Origin of the sequence: Actinoplanes utahensis, assembly GCF_016862455.1 — a bacterium.
In the GTDB taxonomy this organism is placed as follows: Bacteria; Actinomycetota; Actinomycetes; order Mycobacteriales; family Micromonosporaceae; genus Actinoplanes; species Actinoplanes utahensis.
In genome coordinates this window covers 15,058-32,680 of sequence record NZ_BOMZ01000001.1, presented here as the reverse complement: position 1 = coordinate 32,680, position 17,623 = coordinate 15,058, and the positions used below count along the sequence as shown (strand labels likewise).

The following is a 17,623-nucleotide window of genomic DNA, read 5'->3' as shown; positions in this document are numbered from 1 at the left end:
GGAGTACGACGGGTCGGGATGAATCGTGGCCGCCGGGACCGCTGCCGCGCGTCGTGCGGGCGTGGTCTCTTCCGACTGCTGCGGATGCGGTAGTCGGCTGCCGCTCCGGGAGGATCCGGCGGCGGAGAGAGAAGGCTAGGGTCGGCGCATGCGCTTCGATGTCCGGGACGGGCTGATCGCGGCCGGGGTGGCGGCGATCCTGCTGATCACCGGGCTGTCCGCGCGGCCGGCCGGGAACGGCGCCGCGATCGCCGGATGCGTGCTGCTGGCCGCCGGTGGGCTGGCGCTGGCGTGGCGGCGGCGGTTCCCGGTCGCGGTGCTGATCGCCACCGGGCTGTGTGCCGTCGGCTATCAGACGGCCGGTTTCGACGTGTTCGCGGTGGCCTATCTGGTCGCGGTCTACGCGGCGATGCGCGCGGGCGAGCGGGCCGCCACCGTGACGACGAGCGTGCTCATGCTGGCCGCGCTGCCGCTGGCCGCGATGGCGTCCGGTCTGCCCGCGACCAGCTCCCGCGGCGTCCTGGAACTGGCGTGGCTGATCGCGGCGGGGGCCGCCGGTGAGGCGCTGCGGCAGGCGGAGCGCCGCGCCGACGAGGCGGAACGCACCCGCGAGCAGAGCGCTCTGCGCCGGGCCGGGGAGGAGCGGCTGCACATCGCCAGGGAGCTGCACGACTCCCTGACACACCAGATCTCGGTGATCAAACTACAGGCTGAGGTGGCCGTACATCTCGCTCGGAAAAGGGGTGAGCCGGTGCCGGACGCGCTCGTCGCCATCCGCGATGCCGGGCGCGAAGCGGCCCGGGAGCTTCGCGAGACGCTCACGGTGCTGCGCGACGACGGGGACTTCTCGCGGTACGGGCTGGAGCACGTCCCCGGACTCCTCGACGGTGTCCGTGCGGCGGGCGTGAACGCCACGCTGACCACCACCGGCGATCCCGGCGCGCTGCCGCCGGCGGTGGACCGCACCGGCTACCGGATCGTGCAGGAGTCGCTGACCAACGTGGTCCGGCACGCCGCCGCGGGCTCCGCGACCGTCTCCATCGACTACCGCCCCGGTTCGGTCCGGATCCGGGTCGACGACGACGGCGCCGCCGGGCCCGCGTCGCCGCAGCCGGGCGTGGGCCTGCTCGGCATGCGGGAACGGGTCACCGCCCTCGGCGGCACCCTCCGCGCCGAGCCCCGCGACGAGGGCGGTTTCACGGTCCACGCCGAGCTTCCGCTGGCCGGCGCGTCATGACCGGTGGCGGGCCGACGAACGGGCCGAGCGGCGGGCCGACCGGCGGGACCACGAGTGGGACGAGCGGCGGGAGGGCTGCCGTGATCCGGGTGCTGCTCGTCGATGATCAGCCGCTGATCCGCAGTGGGTTCCGGGCGCTGCTGGACGCCGAGGACGACATCGAGGTGGTCGCCGAGGCGGGCGACGGGCCGGCCGGGGTGGAGCAGGCCCGGCGGCACCTGCCGGACATCGCGCTCGTCGACATCCAGATGCCGGTGGCCGACGGCATCGAGGCGACCCGCCGGATCGCCGCCGACCCGGCGCTGGCCGGGGTGCACGTCGTGGTGCTGACCAACTACGGCCTCGACGAGCACGTGTTCCACGCCTTGCGTGCCGGCGCGGCCGGTTTCCTCACCAAGGACATCGAGCCGGAGGATCTGCTGCACGCCGTCCGGGTCGCGGCCCGCGGTGACGCGCTGCTCGCCCCGTCGATCACCCGCCGGCTGATCGACCGGTTCGTGACCGAGCCGCCGGCCCCGGCCGCCCTCGGCGAGCTGACCAACCGGGAGCGGGAGGCGGTCGCCCTGGCGGCCCACGGCCTGTCCAACGACGAGATCGCCGCCCGCATGGTGATCAGCCCGATCACGGCGAAGACCCACGTCAACCGGGCGATGACCAAGCTGCGCGCCCGCGACCGCGCGCAGCTGGTGGTGATGGCCTACGAGTCCGGCCTCGTCCGCCCGCGCGGCCGCTGACCGGGCCGGCCACCGAAGCGAGTGATCTCACAGCGCCTCCGGCGGGCGTGCGAGCCCCGATCCGGGGCGGATTACCATGGCGGCGACGTCCGAAGCGCGTTCACCGCCGCACGATGCCCAAGGCGGAAACAGCACGAACACAGCCTTGGAGACCGCGTGACCAGTGCCGATCTGACCGCCCGCCTGCGCGCGGCCGGTGTCACCGACATCCTCACCGACGCGGCGCACCGGTCGGCTTACTCCAGCGACGCCTCCCTCTACCGGGTGGTGCCGCAGGCGATCGTCCGCCCGCGCCACGACGACGACGTGCTCGCCACCCTCGCGGTGAGCCGCGAGACCGGCGTCCCGATCACCGCCCGTGGCGCCGGCACGTCGGTGGCCGGCAACGCGATCGGCCCCGGCATCGTGCTCGACTTCAGCCGCCACATGAACAGGGTTATCGAGGTCGACGGGGACGCGCGGACGGCCCGGGTGCAGGCCGGCACCGTGCAGGCGGTGCTGCAGGCCGCCGCGAAGCCGTTCGGGCTGCGGTTCGGCCCGGATCCGTCGACGCACACCCGCTGCACCATCGGCGGCATGATCGGCAACAACTCGTGCGGCTCCCGCACTCTCGGGTACGGGCGGACCTCCGACAACACGCTGGGCCTCAAGGCGTACACGATCGACGGCGAGGAGCTGTCGCAGTCGAAGGCCGTGGACCGGCTGCGCGACGTGATCGGGGCGAACCTGGCGATCGGCCGCACCGAGTTCGCCACCTTCGGCCGCCAGGTCTCCGGTTACGCCGTCGAGCACCTGCTGCCGGAGAACGGGTTCAACCTCACCGAGTTCCTGGTCGGCAGCGAGGGCACTCTGGCGATCGTCACCGAGGCGACGGTCCGGCTGGTCGCCGACCCGGCGTACCGGACGTTGATCGTGCTCGGCTACCCCGACTTCGGCACCGCCGGCGACGTCATCCCGAAGATCCTGGAGTTCAGCCCGACCGCCTGTGAGGGCCTCGACCACCGCATCTGCGACGTGGTGCGGTCCCGGCGCGGTCCCGGCGCGGTTCCGCCGCTGCCCGGCGGCACCGCCTGGCTGATGGTCGAGATCGCCGGCGACGACGCCGACGAGGTCCGCGAGCGGGTCACCAAGCTCGTCGCCGCCGCCGAGGCCGTCGATCACCGGATCGTCGAGGACACCGCCGAGGCCGCCCCGCTGTGGAAGATCCGTGAGGACGGCGCCGGCCTCGCCGGGCGGGCGCCGAGCGGGCTGCCCGCGCACGCCGGCTGGGAGGACGCCGCGGTGCCGCCCGCCCGGATCGGCGCCTACCTGCGCGACTTCGACGCGCTGACCGCGCGGCACGGGCTGTCCGTGATGCCGTACGGGCACCTCGGCGACGGCTGCGTGCACGTGCGCCTCGACTTCCCGCTCGACAAGCCGGACGGGCCGAGACTGTTCCGCGCGTTCCTCGAGGACGCCGCCGACCTGGTCGTCAGCTACGGCGGCTCGTTGTCCGGCGAGCACGGCGACGGCCGCGCCCGCAGCGAGCTGCTCACCCGGATGTACTCGCCCGAGGCCATCGACCTGTTCCGGCAGATCAAGGGCGTCTTCGACCCGCGGAACCTGCTCAACCCCGGCAACCTCGTCGACCCGGACCCGGTCGACGCCAACATCCGGGTGTCGCAGGCGCGCAAGGTGACGGTGCCGCTGGCCCTGGCGTACCACCACGACGGCGGCGACTTCAACCAGGCCGTGCACCGGTGCACCGGCGTCGGCAAGTGCCGCGTCGACACCACCGTCCTCGGCGGGGTGATGTGCCCGTCGTTCCTCGCCACCAAGAACGAGAAGGACTCCACCCGCGGGCGGGCGCGTGTCCTTCAGGAGATGCTCGACGGGGACCTGGCGCCGGATTGGCGCTCGGAGGCCGTACACGATGCGCTCGATCTCTGTCTGTCCTGCAAGGGGTGCGCGTCGGACTGTCCGACCGGTATCGACATGGCAGCGTACAAGTCCGAGGTGCTGCACCAGAGCTACAAGGGCCGGGTGCGGCCGCGGTCGCACTACTCGCTCGGCTGGCTGCCCCGGTGGTCGAACGTCGCGGCGCTCATGCCGCGTTTCGCCAACTTCATGATGCGCCTGCCCGGGTTCCGGGGCCTGGCGCTCTATGCGGCAGGCGTCGACAAGCGACGTGGCATCCCCGCTTTCGCCGACAAGACGTTCCGGTCCGGGTTCACGCCGGTGACGGGCGGTAAGCCGGTCGTTCTGTTCGTGGACAGCTTCACCGACCACTTCTCGCCCGCCGTGGCCCAGGCGGCCGTGGACGTGCTGGTCGACGCCGGTTATGCCCCGCAGATCTCCAGCCGCAAGGCCTGCTGCGGCCTGACCTGGATCTCCACCGGCCAGCTCGACGCGGCCCGGCGCATCCTCGGCGGCACCGTCGCCGAACTGCACGAAGCCGTCAAGCAGGGCATCCCGATCGTCGGCCTGGAGCCGTCCTGCACCGGCGTGCTCCGCCAGGACGCCGTCGAACTCGTCGACAACGAGGCGGCCCGCGAAGTCGCCAAGGCGACGATGACGGTGGCCGAGCTGCTCGCCGCCACTCCCGGTTACACCCCTCCCAACCTCGACGGGGTACGGGTCATCGCCCAGCCCCACTGCCACCACCACGCCGTCATGGGCTGGGACGCCGACGCCAGACTCCTCAAGAAGGCCGGCGCGACGGTCAAACGCCTCGGCGGCTGCTGCGGCCTGGCCGGCAACTTCGGCGTCGAACGCGGCCACTACGAGGTGTCCGTGCAGGTCGCCGAGCAGCAGCTGCTGCCCGCCTTGGCGCAGGCGCAGGACGGCGACATCCTGCTCGCCGACGGTTTCTCCTGCCGCACGCAGGCCGACGATCTGGCCGGTGTCTCCGGCGTCCACCTGGTCCAGCTCCTCCAGGAACGCCTCGGACAACGCCGCTGACCCCGCGCGCGGGGTCGATCCCGGTGTAGGCCGCTCGAACGCCGAGATGGACGGAGGTACTTCCTCCGTCGGCGCTCCGCGCGTATAACTAACTAACTAGTACATACATAGCGGCCGACGGTGACGCCTGTGGTGCGGGACCGTCGGCGGCGTACACCTTCCCTGGTCCCATCAGGCGCATCGCTGAACCCGTCCGCGAAGCCGGGTGAAGCCGTCGAGGAAGGCAGTGCACCATGCTGATCGCTGACCGTGATGCCGCCCGGGGCGAGGCCGCCGTACCGTCCACCGGCCCGCACCTGACGATCGCCACCGCCTGCCTGTCCGGAACCCTGGAGGACAAACTCGCGGCCGCCGCGGCCGCCGGCTTCCACGGGATCGAGATCTTCGAGAGCGACCTCATCGCGTCGGCATGGTCACCGGCGCGAGTCCGGCAGGAATGCGCACGCCGCGGCCTGACCATCGACCTCTATCAGCCCTTCCGCGACTTCGAGGCCGTCGCGCCCGACACCTTCCGGGCCAACCTGCGCCGCGCGGACCACAAGCTCGGCGTCCTGGAACGACTCGGCGCCGGCACGATGCTCGTCACGTCGTCGGAATCGGCCGACGCCGTCGACGACGACGAACTGGCCGCCGATCAACTGCGGGAGCTGGCCGGGCGGGCCGCGGCTCGCGGGCTGCGCATCGCGTACGAGCCGCTGGCCTGGGGCCGGTTCGTGAACACGTACGCCCACGCGTGGCGGATCGTGCGGCATGCCGACCACCCGGCCCTCGGTCTGTGCCTGGACAGCTTCCACGTGCTGTCCCGGGGAGACGATCCGGCCGGGATCCGGGTGGTGCCCGGCGCGAAGGTGTTCCACCTGCAACTGGCCGACGCGCCCCGGTTGAAGATGGACGTGGTGGAGTGGAGCCGGCACCACCGTCTCTTTCCCGGCCTGGGCTCGTTCGACCTGACCGGCTTCGTGAGCCACGTCCTGGCCACCGGCTATGACGGCCCGTTCTCGCTCGAGGTGTTCAACGACGTCTACCGCCAGGCCGATCCCCGGCACGCCGCCATCGACGGCATGCGCTCGCTGCTCGCCCTGCAGGAGTCGGTCAGCACCGGTGGCCCGCCCGTCGCGCGGCGGCGGCTGCGATCACCGGGCCTGCCCCCGGCTCCGCGCCTCGGCGGCCACCTGTTCACCGAACTGGCGGTCGACGACGTCTCCGGCCCGGTCGTCGCCCGTACCCTGACCGCGCTCGGTTTCGCCCGGACCGGGGCGCATCGTTCCAAGCCGGTGCAGCTGTGGCAGCAGGACGGTGCCCGGATTCTGCTCAACTTCGCGTCGCAGCGGACGGTGGAGCCGGGTACGGCGGCGATCTGCGCCCTCGGGCTGGAGAGCAGCGATCCCGCGAGTTCGGCCGAGCGTGCCGACCGCCTGCTCGCTCCGGTGCTGCCCCGGGTGCGTCAACCGGGGGAGGCCGACCTCAGCTCGGTGGCCGCTCCCGACGGGATGGCGGTCTTCTTCTGCCGCGCGGGCGCCGACGGCAACGGCTGGCCGGCCGACTTCGAGGCCGTCGACGGCGGCACCCGCACCGAGGGCCTGGTGACCGGAACCGACCACATCGCTCTCACCGAGCCGGTGGACGACTTCGACCAGGTCGCGCTCTTCTACCGTACGGTGCTGGGCCTGCGCGCGGGTCAGACGACGGAGCTCGCCGCCCCCTTCGGCCTCCTCCGCAGCCGGTCCGCCACCGACCCCGGGCGCACTGTCCGGATCACCCTCACCACGGCGCCGCTGCGCCGCGGTTCCTGGGCGCCCGTCGTGCCGAGCCCGCAGCACATCGCGTTCACCAGCAGCGACGTGATCGCCGCCGCCAGGGCCATGCGGGAACGCGGCGCGCCGGTGCTGCGCATCCCGCACAACTACTACGACGACCTCGACGCCCGGCTCGCCCCGGACCCGGAGCTGCTCGCGACGCTGCGCGAGCACTCGATCCTCTACGACTGCGACGCGGGCGGGGAGTACCTGCACTTCTACACCGAGATGCTCGGCTCCCGGCTCTTCTTCGAGGTGGTGCAGCGCATCGGCGACTACGCCGGTTTCGGTGCCGCGAGCAGCGCGCCGGTGCGGATGGCCGCTCACCGCCAACGCCGCCTGCGGCGACTGAGGGAGACCCCACGGCGGGCGTACGGTCGTGAGCACGACTATTCACTCGCCCACCTGACGGCGCTGAGCCTGTCCCCACCGGAACTGGTCGAGGCGGCCGCGGACGCCGGTTACCGGTATGTGGGCCTGCGCCTGACCCGGGTGACGCCGGTCGAGCCGCACTATCCGCTGGCCACCGATCCCGCGCTGATGCGTACGACGAAGATCCGCCTGGCGGCGACCGGGGTCGAGGTGCTCGACATCGAGCTGGCCAGAATCGGCCCCGACGAGGATCCTCGGGATTTCCAGCGCTTCTTGGAGGCCGGTTCCGAACTCGGCGCGCGTCATGTCATCGTCCAGCTGCCGGACCCGGACCGCAACCGCAAGATCGACCGGTACGCGCAGTTGTGCCAGATGGCCCGTCCGCTCGGCCTCACCATGGACCTGGAGTTCCCCTCGTGGACCGAGACACCGGATCTCACGGAGGCGACCCGGGTTCTGCGGTCGGCGGATCAGCCGAACGCCGGCGTCCTCATCGACCTGCTGCACTTCGCCCGCTCCGGCTCCAGCGTGGCCGATCTGCGGGAGCTGCCGGCCGAGTGGTTCCACTTCGCCCACGTCTGTGACGCGCCGCCGGGAGTGCCGGCCGGCCGGGAGGAGCTGATCCACACCGCGCGGTTCGAACGGCTCTATCCCGGCGAGGGCGGCATCGACGTCGGCGGGATCCTGGCTGCTCTGCCGTCCGGTATCCCGTACGCCCTGGAGATCCCCCGGGCGCAGTTGGTGGCGCAGATCGGCGCGAAGGAGCATGCCCGTCTGGCGGTGGCCGCGGCGCGCCGCCGCCTCGACGGCGTGCCGGCGAACCCGGATTCGGCCGACGCGGCATAGCCGAACCGGCGGGCGCCGCGGAAGGGAGTGACGGCCGATGGCGGAGGTGGCGCCGCCGGGGATCCCGACGCCGTCAGGCGCCGTCGGTGAAGGTGGGCAGGATGGACGGCGGCATCGGGCCCTTGTTGCGGCGGCCCTGCCCGGTCTCCTCCCAGGCGTGGGCGAGGATGCCGACACTGCGGCTGAGGACGAACAAGCCCCGGGCCAGCGGCGGCGGGAAACCCAGTTCGGCGTAGACGACGGCGGTGCAGCCGTCGATGTTGATCGGCACGGGCCGGGCGCGGCCCTCGGCCAGAACCCGTTCGACGGCGTGCGCGGCGCGCAGGTAGGAGCCGTCGACGACGCGGTCGGCGACCGCTCGCTCCACCTGACCGAGCAGGGGGTCCCGGCGGGGGTCCACGGAGTGGAACCGGTGCCCGAAGCCGGGCAGGTATCTCGAGCGAGCCCGCCAGGAGGCCACGGTCGTCTCGGCGGCGACGGCGAGGCCGACGCCGTCCCGGTGCAGGCGCCGGACGTCGTCCAGCAGGGCCATGCACTGTTCGCCGGCGCCGCCGTGCACGTCACCGAGCAGGTTGACGCCGGTGGCCACGGCGTTGTTGAGGCCGATCCCACAGGTCGCCGCCATCCGGGCGACCGCGATGGACGGTGCGTGCGGCCCGTGGTCCACCGAGGAGACCAGGGCCGCTTCGAGCAGCCGCTCCTGGCCCGGCGTGGCCGTCTCGCCGCGCAGCATGAGCCAGATGATCCCGGCGAAACTCATCGAGCCGATCAGGTCCTGGACCGGATGCCCGCGCAGTTCGATGCGGTCGGGTTCGACACGCGAGACGCTCGTCGCCCACCAGTCGGACACATCCCGGACGGTCGGTTCGGGTTGATCCCGGCTCATGGCGCCGTCACCTCGTCGGTGGTGGTCTTGAACAGGTGGTTGTGCTCACCGAGCAGTGGAGGCGGCGTCCGGGGGCGCAGGGCCTCGCCGTCGACCAGCACCCCGTTGCCGGTGACCCGCAACGTCCGGTCCGGGTCGCCGGGGAAGTCCAGGTCGGTGAGGAAACCGCGGGCTTTCAGCTGGTCGAGTTCCATCGCCTGCGCGACGGTGAGGATGCGGGCCGCCGGCACGCCGGCCGCCGACAGGACGCGTTCCCACTCGAGGGCGGATCGGCTGCGCAGGGCTGAGTTGATCTCCTCGTTGAGCGCCGCCCGATGTCGTTTGCGGGCCTCACGGTCGGCGAATCGCTTGTCGGTGAGCAGGCCGGGGCGCTCGATGAGCCGGCAGAGGGTCGCGAACTGCTCCTGCCGGTTGGCGGCGATGTTGAGGGGCCCGTCGGCGGCATGGAAGGTGCCCGAGGGCGCGGCGGTGGCGTTCTGGTCGCCCATCGGCTCCGGTGGGACGCCGCTGACCAGGAAGTTCGATGCGGCCCATCCCATCGCGGACAGCGAGGTCTCCAACATGGAGACGTCCAGGCACACGCCCTTGCCGGTCCTCGACCGCCCGGCCAGCGCGGCGGCGATCGTCATGGCGGCGACCAGGCCGCCGATGGTGTCCGAGACCGGGAACCCGACCCGGAGCGGGGCGGTCTCGGGTGTGCCGGTGACGCTCATCATGCCGGACAAGCCCTGGATGATCTGGTCGTACGCGGGCGCCCGGCGCATCGGCCCGGTCTGCCCGAAGCCGGAGATGGCGCAGTACACCAGGCGCGGATTGATCCGGTGCAGCACGTCCCAGCCGTATCCGAGCCGGCTCAGGACACCGGCCCGGAAGTTCTCCAGCAGGACATCGGCGCCGGTGAGCAGCGTCTCGAAGGTGGCGCGGTCGGTGGGTTCCTTGAGGTCGAGCTCGACGGACTTCTTCCCCGCGTTCTGGGCGAGGAAGGAGGCTCCGATCGCTGCCCGGTTCAAGCCCGGCTCCGGGCCCAGCCGGCGGGCCAGATCGCCGTCGCCGGGCCTCTCGATCTTGACGACCTCCGCGCCGAGAAGCATCAGGTGATAGCTGCAGTACGGGCCGGCCAGGACGTTGGTCAGGTCCAGGATCCGGACGCCGTGCAACGGTCGGTCGTCATCCATGAGGCGTGCCCCTCGGTCGTCATCGGGCGAGCAGCCCGGCATGGCGGTCAGGCGGCTTCCACTTCCCCGGAACAGAACCGCGGAGCCGGCCATTGCCAGGGGGTCTCCGCGGCCCGTACGTTACACCTAGTCCACAGGGTGGTCCATATGGACTACCAAGCGGTTCGCTCGGAGGAGTGCCGATGATTGACAGCCCTGGCCGTGCCGCCCCGGACGACGCGCCCGTCACGGTCGGATGCCTGGTCGCCGGCGAGTGGTCGAGCGACGGACCGCGGGCGGACCGCGTCGGCCCCTGGACCCGGGCCGTCGTCAGCACCGCCCGGCAGGCAGACGACCGCGACGTCGAGACGGCCCTGCGATATGCGCGCCACGGCGCCACGGCGGTCGCCCGGATGTCGCCCGCGGCCCGCGCCGGTGTGCTGGAACGCGCCGCGGCCCAGGCGCTGGCCCGGCGCGACGAACTGGCCCGGCTGCTCGCGCTGGAGCTGGGCAAACCGGTCAAGGACGGGCGCGGGGAGATCGACCGGGTTTCCGACACCTTCGCGGTCTCCGCCGCCGAGGCCCGCCGGATCGGCGGGGAGGTCCTGCCGGTGGCGGGCTGGGCCCGCGGCGTGGGCGACACCGCTCTGACCCACCGCGCCCCGGTCGGTGTCGCCCTCGCGATCACCCCGTTCAACGCGCCGGCCAACCTGCTGGCCCACAAGCTCGCCGCCTCGTTCGCCGCGGGCAACACGACGATCGTGAAACCACCGCCACAGGCCCCCGCGTCGTCGGCGGCGGTGGTCCGGCTGCTCCTCGACGCCGGGATGCCACCGGAGGCGGTCCAGGTGCTGCACGGCGGCGGCGCGGTCGGCGCGGCCCTGAGCGCCGCGCCCGAGGTCGGCGTCATCAGTTTCACCGGCAGTCCCGCGACGGGTGCGGCGGTGGCCCGGTCGGCCGGCGCCAAACGCCTGGTCATGGAACTCGGCGGCAACGCCGCCACCATCGTCTGCGAGGACGCCGACATCGCCGCCGCCGCCCGGATCTGCGCCGCCACCGGCTACAGCAACTCGGGACAGAGCTGCATCTCCGTGCAGCGCGTCTACGTGCACCGCAGTCGGTACGAGGAGTTCCTCGACGCGTTCACCCCGGCGGTCGGGAGACTGACGGTGGGTGACCCTCTCGACGCGGCCACCGACGTCGGCTCGATGGTCGACGACGACGCGGCCGAACGGGTCGTCTCGTGGGTGCGGGAGGCGGCGGCTGCCGGCGCGACCATCACGATCGGGGGCCGCCGCGACGGAGCGACGGTGATCCCGACCGTCGTCGCGTCCCCGCCGCCGGACGCCCGCCTCGTCCGCGAGGAGGTGTTCGGCGCCGCCGTCGCGGTCCGGCCGTTCGACGACTTCGACGACGTGCTCGCCACCTGCAACGACAGCCGCTACGGCCTGCAGGCCGGGCTGTTCACGCACGACGTGCGGCGCATCGTCACCGCATGGCGGGAGCTCGAGGTGGGCGGGCTGATCGTGAACGGGTCCTCGAACCACCGGCTCGACCACGTCCCGTTCGGCGGGGTCAAGGACTCCGGGTTCGGCCGCGAGTCCCCGCGCTGGATGATCGACGACTACACCGTCGTCAAGACCCTGATGCTGCGCGGCATCTCCCTCTTCGGCGACCAGGAGGACGCCCGATGACCATCGGATCGGACGAGAAGACCGTGACCGCCGCCGAGGCGATGGTCGCCCAGCTCGAGTCGTACGGTGTCGAGTACGTCTTCGGCACCTGCGGGCACACCAACATCGCGCTGCTCGACGCGATCGGGCGCAGCGGCATCCGGTTCGTCATCGCCCGCCACGAGCAGGCCGCCGCGCACGCCGCCGACGGGTACGCCCGCGCCAGCGGCCGCACCGGCGTGGTGCTCATGCACGTCGGGCCCGGCCTGACCAACGGGGTCACCGGCGTGCTCACCGCCGCGCTCGACTCGGTGCCGCTGGTGGCGATCGCCGGTGACATCCCGTCCTATTACCACGGCCGGCACCCCCATCAGGAGGTGAACCTGCACGCCGACGCCGACCAGACGGCCATCTACCGGCCCTTCGTCAAACGGGCCTGGCAGGTGCACCGGGCCGCGGACCTGGCCCGGTTCACCGAACGGGCCTTCTGGACCGCGGCGTCCGGCCGTCCGGGAGCGGTGCTGCTCAGCGTGCCGATGGACCACTTCTCCCGCCCGGTGCCGGCCGACACCGGCAGCACCCGCCCGCTCGCCGTGCCGCAACGCCCGGCCCTGCCCGCCGACGTCGCGGAACGCATCGCCGACATGCTGCTCGCCGCCGGCAGACCGCTCGTCTATCTCGGCGGCGGGCTGCGCCGCGGGCCCGGCCTGAACGCGTTGCGCTCCCTGATCGAGCATCTCGACATCCCGGTGGTCCACTCGCTGATGGCCAAGGGAACCCTGCCCGACAGCCACCCGTTGCTGCTCGGCATGCCGGGCTTCTGGGGCTTGGCGACGACCAACGAGCACACCCGCGAGGCCGACGTCGTCCTCGCCCTGGCGACCCGCTTCGCCGAGACCGACGCCAGCTCCTGGGATCCCCGCTACACCTGGGGATTCCCGCCCGGCAAGCTGATCCAGATCGACATCGACCCCGCCGAGATCGGCCGTAACTACCCGGTCGCCGTCGGTGCGGTCGCCGACGTCGCCCAGGCCGTCCAGGCGATCGACGCCACCGTGCGCGCCCGCCACCCGCGGCCCCGGCAGCGGGACGGGCTGCGGGAGACCATCACCGCGGCCCGCCGCGCCCTGTTCACCGGCAGCCGCGAGCGGGGAGCCGGCGACGACTTCCCGCTGCGCCCGGAACGCATCCTCACCGACCTGCGCTCGATCCTGCCCGCCGACGCGGTCCTGGTCACCGACGTGGGCTGGAACAAGAACGGTGTCGCGCAGTGCTACGAACTGCCGGACGAGGGGCGGTTCATCACGCCGGGGGGCGCCTCGACGATGGGCTTCGGCCCGGCGGCGGCGGTCGGGGTGCAGATCGCCCGGCCCGGCCGTACCGTGGTCGCCCTGATCGGTGACGGCGGCATGAGCGCCCAGCTCCCGGCGCTGCCGATGGCGGTCGAACAGGGCGCCCCGGTCATCTTCGTGGTCATGAACAACGGATCCCACGGCACCATCAGTGACCTGCAGGCCGCCCACTTCGGGCAGAGCTACGGCTGCGACTTCACCGGTCCGGACGGGAAACCGTACAGCCCGGACTTCGCCGCGCTCGGCCGCGCCTGCGGCGCCGACGGCTACGCCGTGACCAGCGCCGGCGATTTCGGTGACGCCCTGCGGGCCGCCCTCGCCGCGCGCCGGCCGGCGGTCATCGACGTGCCGATGGTCAACGAACCGGTGCCGACTCCGGGGCACTGGAACATCAAGGACATCTACCAGGGCGTCTTCGAGTGACTCCCGAGGTGCCGGCTCCCGTGGCCGGCGCCGGAAGGCGAGGCCGTCCGTGCGGACCGGGACGGGGGAGTGGTCAGCCCGCGCTGCCGAACGGGCGGTCGAAACCGCGGTCGGCCATCCGCGCCGCCACCTGCCGCAGGTCGTCGGCGAACGCGGTGACCTGCTCGGGGGTGAAGCGGACGGTGGGACCGCTCAGCGCCAGCGCGGCGACGACGCTGCCGGACTGCCCGAGAATCGGAACGGCCACGGCGGACAGGCCGGCCTCGCGCTCGCCGTGGCTCTCCCCGTACCCCTTGGCGGCCGTCTCGCCGATCCACGCGCGCATGGTCGCCGCGTGCTGCGGGCCGTGCGGCGACTGCCTGGCGATCCGCTCCAGGAGCCCGTCGGCGGCGTCGCGCAGCAGGACCTTCGAGGAGGCGCCCGCCCACATCGGCAGCTCGTCGCCGACCTGGACGACGTGCCGCAGCGGCTGCGGGCTCTCCTGCTGGGCGACGCACACGCGGTAGATGTCGCGAACCACGTACATGTTCACGGTCTCGCGGCGGCGCGCGGCCAGCTCCCGCATGTCGCGCTGCGTCTCGGGCGGCAGTTCCCAGCTGCGCCGGGCGAGATGCGCCCACCGCCAGAGTCCCGGTCCCGCCATGTAGCCGCTGCCGGTGGCCCAGAGCAGGCCACTCTGCTCCAGAGTCGACACCAGCCGCAGCACGGTCGTCTTGGCCAGGCCGGTCTCCTCCACGATGGTGCGGACCGAGACGGTGGGCCGGTCGTCGGTCAGCAGGCCGAGGATGCCCAGCGCCCGCTGGACGCTGCGCACGCCCTGCTGGTCGGCGGACTCCGCCGCGGACGGCTGGGCCGCGGCATTGCGGGTGGGGGGCGCGTCCACGGTTCTGCACTCTCCTCGGGTCGCGGGAACGGTCCGCTGACCATCCTTCCTGCATCGCCCCCGTTCTCGCCTCCGGGGCTCTCGTTTCGCTCATCCGTAACGGTCCGGACTCAGGCCCTTGCCAGGAACGGGGGCCGCCCGTACCTTACACCTAGTCCACGCAGCGGTCTATTTGGTCCGGCTGGTGGTCACCCGGGTGAAGGTCCCGTCCGGGTGCTGTTCCGGGATCGCACCCGCCGTGAAGGCCCAGCCCGGATCACCAAGCCCGATTCCGGTCATCGAAACAGCGGCATCGCCGCGGCACCTCGTGTCGCGACGGACATGAACCTGAAAGCGAGGGCGCATTGTTGACCACCCCCGTCCCGCATGACCGGCCCGCGCTGCCGGCGGCCGGAGCATGTGCTGGGAACGACGGCCGATGACCGCCGAACCCGTCGATTCCCCGGACGCCCCGCCGCGCCCTCCGGAGCCGGAGCCACCGTGGCGTGAGCCACGGATCCTGCGCGCCTGGGCGGCGGCCGAGCTCGGGATCGCCTGCCTCGCCGTGGCGACGATCTTCCTCAGCGTCCTCTGGCAGGTGATCAGCCGCTATGTGCCGGCCCTGAACTGGCAGGGTGTGAGCGAACTGGCCAACTATTCGCTGATCGTGCTGACGTTCATCATGGTCGGGTACCTCATCGGCAACAACGGCCACATCGTCATCCAGATCATCGACTATGCCGTCAAAGGCCGTGCCCTGACGGTCGTCAAGGTCATCTCCGCGGCGTGCACGGCGGTGATCTGCGCGTTGATGGTGTGGGAGGCGTGGGAGCTGATCCTGGCCTATCCGGACCGGCGGACCGCCGCCCTCGAGATCCCCCTCTGGATCCTGTACACGCTGCCGCTGGCCGGCTTCCTCTCCGGCGCCGTGCGGGCGATCGTCCGCATCTTCCTGGCCGGCCGGCCGGACGGATTCTTCGACGCGGCGGAGGCCCGATGATCCTCGAGCTCTGGATGGTCGGCGTCGCCATCATCGTGTTGTTGCTGCTCAGGGTGCCGGTCGGGCTCGCCTTCATCGGCCCCTGTCTGTGGTACGCGCTGGCCGACGGGAATTCCAGCGGGTTCGCCCTGAAGACCACCTTCGACGGCCTCAACAGCTTCCCGCTGCTCGCGGTCCCGCTGTTCATCCTCGTCGGCGTCATGGCCAACCGCCTCGGCGTCGCCGACCGGCTCTACGACTTCTGCCTGGCGGTGTTGGGCCGCATCCGGGGCAACCTCGCGTACGTCAACATCGGCACCGCGGTGGGCTTCTCGTGGATGAGCGGCTCGGCGCTCGCCGACGTGGCGGGACTGGGCAAGATCGAGGTCCCGCACATGGTGAAGGCCGGCTACCCGTACCGATTCGCCGCCGGTCTGACCGCGTCGTCGTCGCTGATCAGCCCGGTCATGCCGCCGAGTATCCCGGCCGTGATCTACGCCGCGACGGCGACCGTCTCGACCGGGGCACTCTTCGCCGCCTCGATCATCCCGGCGCTGCTCATGGCGGCCGGCCTCTGCGTGTACGTCTTCCTCTGGACTGCGCGCCGCCCGGATGTCACCTCCGTGCCGTTCGACCGCACGCGGCTGCGCAGCACGGCGATCGCCACCATCGGCCCCGCGTTCGTCCCGGTCATCCTGCTTGGTGGCATCCTGTCGGGCACCTTCACCCCGACCGAGGCCGCGTCGGTGGCCGTGCTCCTGATGGTCGTGCTCGGCCTCCTCTACCGCACCCTGACGTTCCGGGTGATGATCCAGTCGCTGCGCGAGACGGCGGTCATCACCGGCGGCATCGGACTGATCCTGGGCTCGGCCGCTCTGCTCGGGCTGATCCTGACCCGCGCGCACGTCTCGCGAGACGTGGCGGAGCTGGTGACGTCGGTGTCGACCGAACCGTGGATCTTCATGATCATGGTCAATGTCGTCCTGCTCATCCTCGGCACCGTGGTCGACGCGACGGCCGCCATCCTCGTGCTCGTGCCGGTGCTGCTACCGGTCGCCGTCGGCCTGGGGGTCGACCCGGTCTATTTCGGCGTCGTCATGATCATGAATCTGATGATCGGGCTGCTGACGCCACCGGTCGGCAGCGTCCTGTTCGTCACCGCCTCGGTGACCGGACGACCCGTCGAAGAGGTGTTCCACGGGATCATCCCGTTCCTGGTCCCCCTGGTCGCCGTACTGGTCCTGGTCACGGCACTGCCCGGCTTCGTGCTGTGGCTTCCCCACCTGCTCGGATTCTGACCGCATCGCCGCCCCATCCGAAAGGGAGACACCATGCGCCAACGTCCAGTTGGGTGGCGCCGAATCACCGCGGCGCTCACCCTGCCCCTGTCACTCCTGCTCGCCACCGGTTGCTCCACGGCCGGCAACACCCCCGCAGCCGAGGGCGACAACCCCGCACTGACCCTCAAGATCGGCAGCTCGCAGCCGGAGGCGCAACCCAACTTCTACTGCGGAATGAAGCTGCTCAAGGAACGGATCGAGGCGCAGAACCTCGGCCTCACCATCGACATGTTCCCCAACAGCCAGCTCGGCCCGGACGCCGAGCGATTCGCCAGCGTACAGACCGGTGACATCGACATCGACCTCCAAGGCGGCTCGGCCATGTCGACCGCCTTCCCGCAGATCGGCGTGCTCGACGCGGCCTATGCCTTCAACGACGTCGACCACTTCTTCACGTGGATCGATCGGAACGGCAAGGACTTCTTCACCGAGTTCAACACCGCGACCGACACCACCATCGTCGACGCCTGGTACTTCGGCATGCGGACGTTCACCGCCACCAAGCCGATCCGCAAACCGGCGGACCTCGCCGGCTTGAAGGTCCGCTTCCCGAACACCCCGCAGTTCCTCGCCAATGCCAAGGCGCTCGGCGCCGACGCGGTGGCGATCGCCGTCGAGGAGCTCTACCTCGCCCTGCAGCAGGGTGTGGCACAGGGCCAGGAGAACCCGGTCGTGGCCACCCACGCCCAGAAGTTCGACGAGATCCTCAAGGTCGCCAGCCTCACCGACCACCAGGTCGGCGCCCACTACGTGGTGGTCTCCGACAAGACCCTCGACAAGATGAGCCGGCCCCAGAAGGACGCGCTGTTCAAGGCCATCCACGACATCCGTGCCGAGAACCGCAAGTGCGTCGACGACGAGACCGGGAAGGTCCTCGACGGCTGGCGCGGCGACTCCGCCCGTACCGTGGTGGAGATCGACCAGGTCGACCGGGCGGCGTTCATCAGCAAGGCGGAGGCCTTCTTCAACACCCACTTCACCGGTGAGAACCTGGAGCTCTACAAGAGCATCCGAGCATCGGCCTGATCG

Annotated in this window: 12 protein-coding genes; 9 read left to right on the top strand and 3 right to left on the bottom strand. The window is 71.6% G+C overall.

All coding sequences use genetic code 11. The features are described from left to right. Positions 1-148 precede the first annotated feature (148 nt). The 4 genes from Aut01nite_RS00135 (at position 149) to Aut01nite_RS00120 (ending at position 7,925) form a co-directional block, all read left to right on the top strand. Positions 149-1,237 carry a sensor histidine kinase gene (locus Aut01nite_RS00135; protein ID WP_043528071.1) on the top strand — a complete coding sequence of 363 codons (1,089 nt, stop codon included), beginning with the start codon at positions 149-151 and terminating at the stop codon, positions 1,235-1,237. A gap of 80 nt (positions 1,238-1,317) precedes the next feature. After that, positions 1,318-1,971, top strand: a complete 654-nt coding sequence (locus Aut01nite_RS00130) for a response regulator (protein WP_043528069.1) — start codon at positions 1,318-1,320, stop codon at positions 1,969-1,971. A gap of 156 nt (positions 1,972-2,127) precedes the next feature. Then, positions 2,128-4,911 (top strand): FAD-binding and (Fe-S)-binding domain-containing protein, encoded by a 2,784-nt coding sequence (locus tag Aut01nite_RS00125; RefSeq protein ID WP_043528068.1) that lies wholly within the window; start codon positions 2,128-2,130, stop codon positions 4,909-4,911. 233 nt (positions 4,912-5,144) lie between these two features. Then, a complete protein-coding gene (locus Aut01nite_RS00120; RefSeq protein ID WP_063958810.1) occupies positions 5,145-7,925 on the top strand; it encodes a TIM barrel protein in 2,781 nt (926 codons plus the stop codon). A gap of 73 nt (positions 7,926-7,998) precedes the next feature. On the opposite strand, the gene Aut01nite_RS00115 is transcribed toward Aut01nite_RS00120, so the two are convergent. Both Aut01nite_RS00115 and Aut01nite_RS00110 read right to left on the bottom strand, forming a co-directional pair. Then, positions 7,999-8,811 carry a citryl-CoA lyase gene (locus Aut01nite_RS00115; RefSeq protein ID WP_043528066.1) on the bottom strand — a complete coding sequence of 271 codons (813 nt, stop codon included), beginning with the start codon at positions 8,809-8,811 and terminating at the stop codon, positions 7,999-8,001. Further along, positions 8,808-9,986: a CaiB/BaiF CoA transferase family protein gene (locus Aut01nite_RS00110; RefSeq protein WP_052164068.1), complete on the bottom strand. Its 1,179-nt coding sequence runs from the start codon at positions 9,984-9,986 to the stop codon at positions 8,808-8,810. Before Aut01nite_RS00110 ends, Aut01nite_RS00115 begins: the two co-directional genes overlap by 4 nt. 182 nt (positions 9,987-10,168) lie before the next feature. Between Aut01nite_RS00110 and Aut01nite_RS00105 the strand changes: the two genes are divergently transcribed. Both Aut01nite_RS00105 and Aut01nite_RS00100 read left to right on the top strand, forming a co-directional pair. Then, on the top strand, positions 10,169-11,659 hold the full coding sequence (locus Aut01nite_RS00105; RefSeq protein WP_063958812.1) for an aldehyde dehydrogenase family protein: 1,491 nt from the start codon (positions 10,169-10,171) through the stop codon (positions 11,657-11,659). Further along, a complete protein-coding gene (locus Aut01nite_RS00100) occupies positions 11,656-13,413 on the top strand; it encodes a thiamine pyrophosphate-binding protein (RefSeq protein ID WP_052164066.1) in 1,758 nt (585 codons plus the stop codon). Before Aut01nite_RS00105 ends, Aut01nite_RS00100 begins: the two co-directional genes overlap by 4 nt. Before the next feature lie 73 nt (positions 13,414-13,486). Here Aut01nite_RS00100 and Aut01nite_RS00095 read toward each other — a convergent pair whose 3' ends face one another. Then, positions 13,487-14,296: an IclR family transcriptional regulator gene (locus tag Aut01nite_RS00095; RefSeq protein ID WP_043528065.1), complete on the bottom strand. Its 810-nt coding sequence runs from the start codon at positions 14,294-14,296 to the stop codon at positions 13,487-13,489. A 418-nt stretch (positions 14,297-14,714) separates the two neighbouring features. Here Aut01nite_RS00095 and Aut01nite_RS00090 point away from each other — a divergent pair, with 418 nt between their 5' ends. The 3 genes from Aut01nite_RS00090 to dctP are packed head-to-tail and all read left to right on the top strand — an operon-like array spanning position 14,715 to position 17,620. Beyond that, entirely contained in the window at positions 14,715-15,275 is a 561-nt protein-coding gene (locus Aut01nite_RS00090) for a TRAP transporter small permease (protein ID WP_043528063.1), read from the top strand. Next, positions 15,272-16,552 (top strand): TRAP transporter large permease, encoded by a 1,281-nt coding sequence (locus Aut01nite_RS00085; RefSeq protein ID WP_043528062.1) that lies wholly within the window; start codon positions 15,272-15,274, stop codon positions 16,550-16,552. Before Aut01nite_RS00090 ends, Aut01nite_RS00085 begins: the two co-directional genes overlap by 4 nt. A 33-nt stretch (positions 16,553-16,585) precedes the next feature. Continuing rightward, positions 16,586-17,620 (top strand): TRAP transporter substrate-binding protein DctP, encoded by a 1,035-nt coding sequence (dctP, locus tag Aut01nite_RS00080; protein WP_052164065.1) that lies wholly within the window; start codon positions 16,586-16,588, stop codon positions 17,618-17,620. The last annotated feature ends 3 nt before the right edge of the window (positions 17,621-17,623 follow it).

Coding starts and splice junctions, on each gene's coding strand:
- Aut01nite_RS00115 (WP_043528066.1), bottom strand. CDS start 8,811: ATGAGCCGGGATCAACCCGAACCGACCGTCCGGGATGTGTCCGACTGG.
- Aut01nite_RS00110 (WP_052164068.1), bottom strand. CDS start 9,986: ATGGATGACGACCGACCGTTGCACGGCGTCCGGATCCTGGACCTGACC.
- Aut01nite_RS00105 (WP_063958812.1), top strand. CDS start 10,169: ATGATTGACAGCCCTGGCCGTGCCGCCCCGGACGACGCGCCCGTCACG.
- dctP (WP_052164065.1), top strand. CDS start 16,586: ATGCGCCAACGTCCAGTTGGGTGGCGCCGAATCACCGCGGCGCTCACC.
- Aut01nite_RS00135 (WP_043528071.1), top strand. CDS start 149: ATGCGCTTCGATGTCCGGGACGGGCTGATCGCGGCCGGGGTGGCGGCG.
- Aut01nite_RS00085 (WP_043528062.1), top strand. CDS start 15,272: ATGATCCTCGAGCTCTGGATGGTCGGCGTCGCCATCATCGTGTTGTTG.
- Aut01nite_RS00090 (WP_043528063.1), top strand. CDS start 14,715: ATGACCGCCGAACCCGTCGATTCCCCGGACGCCCCGCCGCGCCCTCCG.
- Aut01nite_RS00120 (WP_063958810.1), top strand. CDS start 5,145: ATGCTGATCGCTGACCGTGATGCCGCCCGGGGCGAGGCCGCCGTACCG.
- Aut01nite_RS00100 (WP_052164066.1), top strand. CDS start 11,656: ATGACCATCGGATCGGACGAGAAGACCGTGACCGCCGCCGAGGCGATG.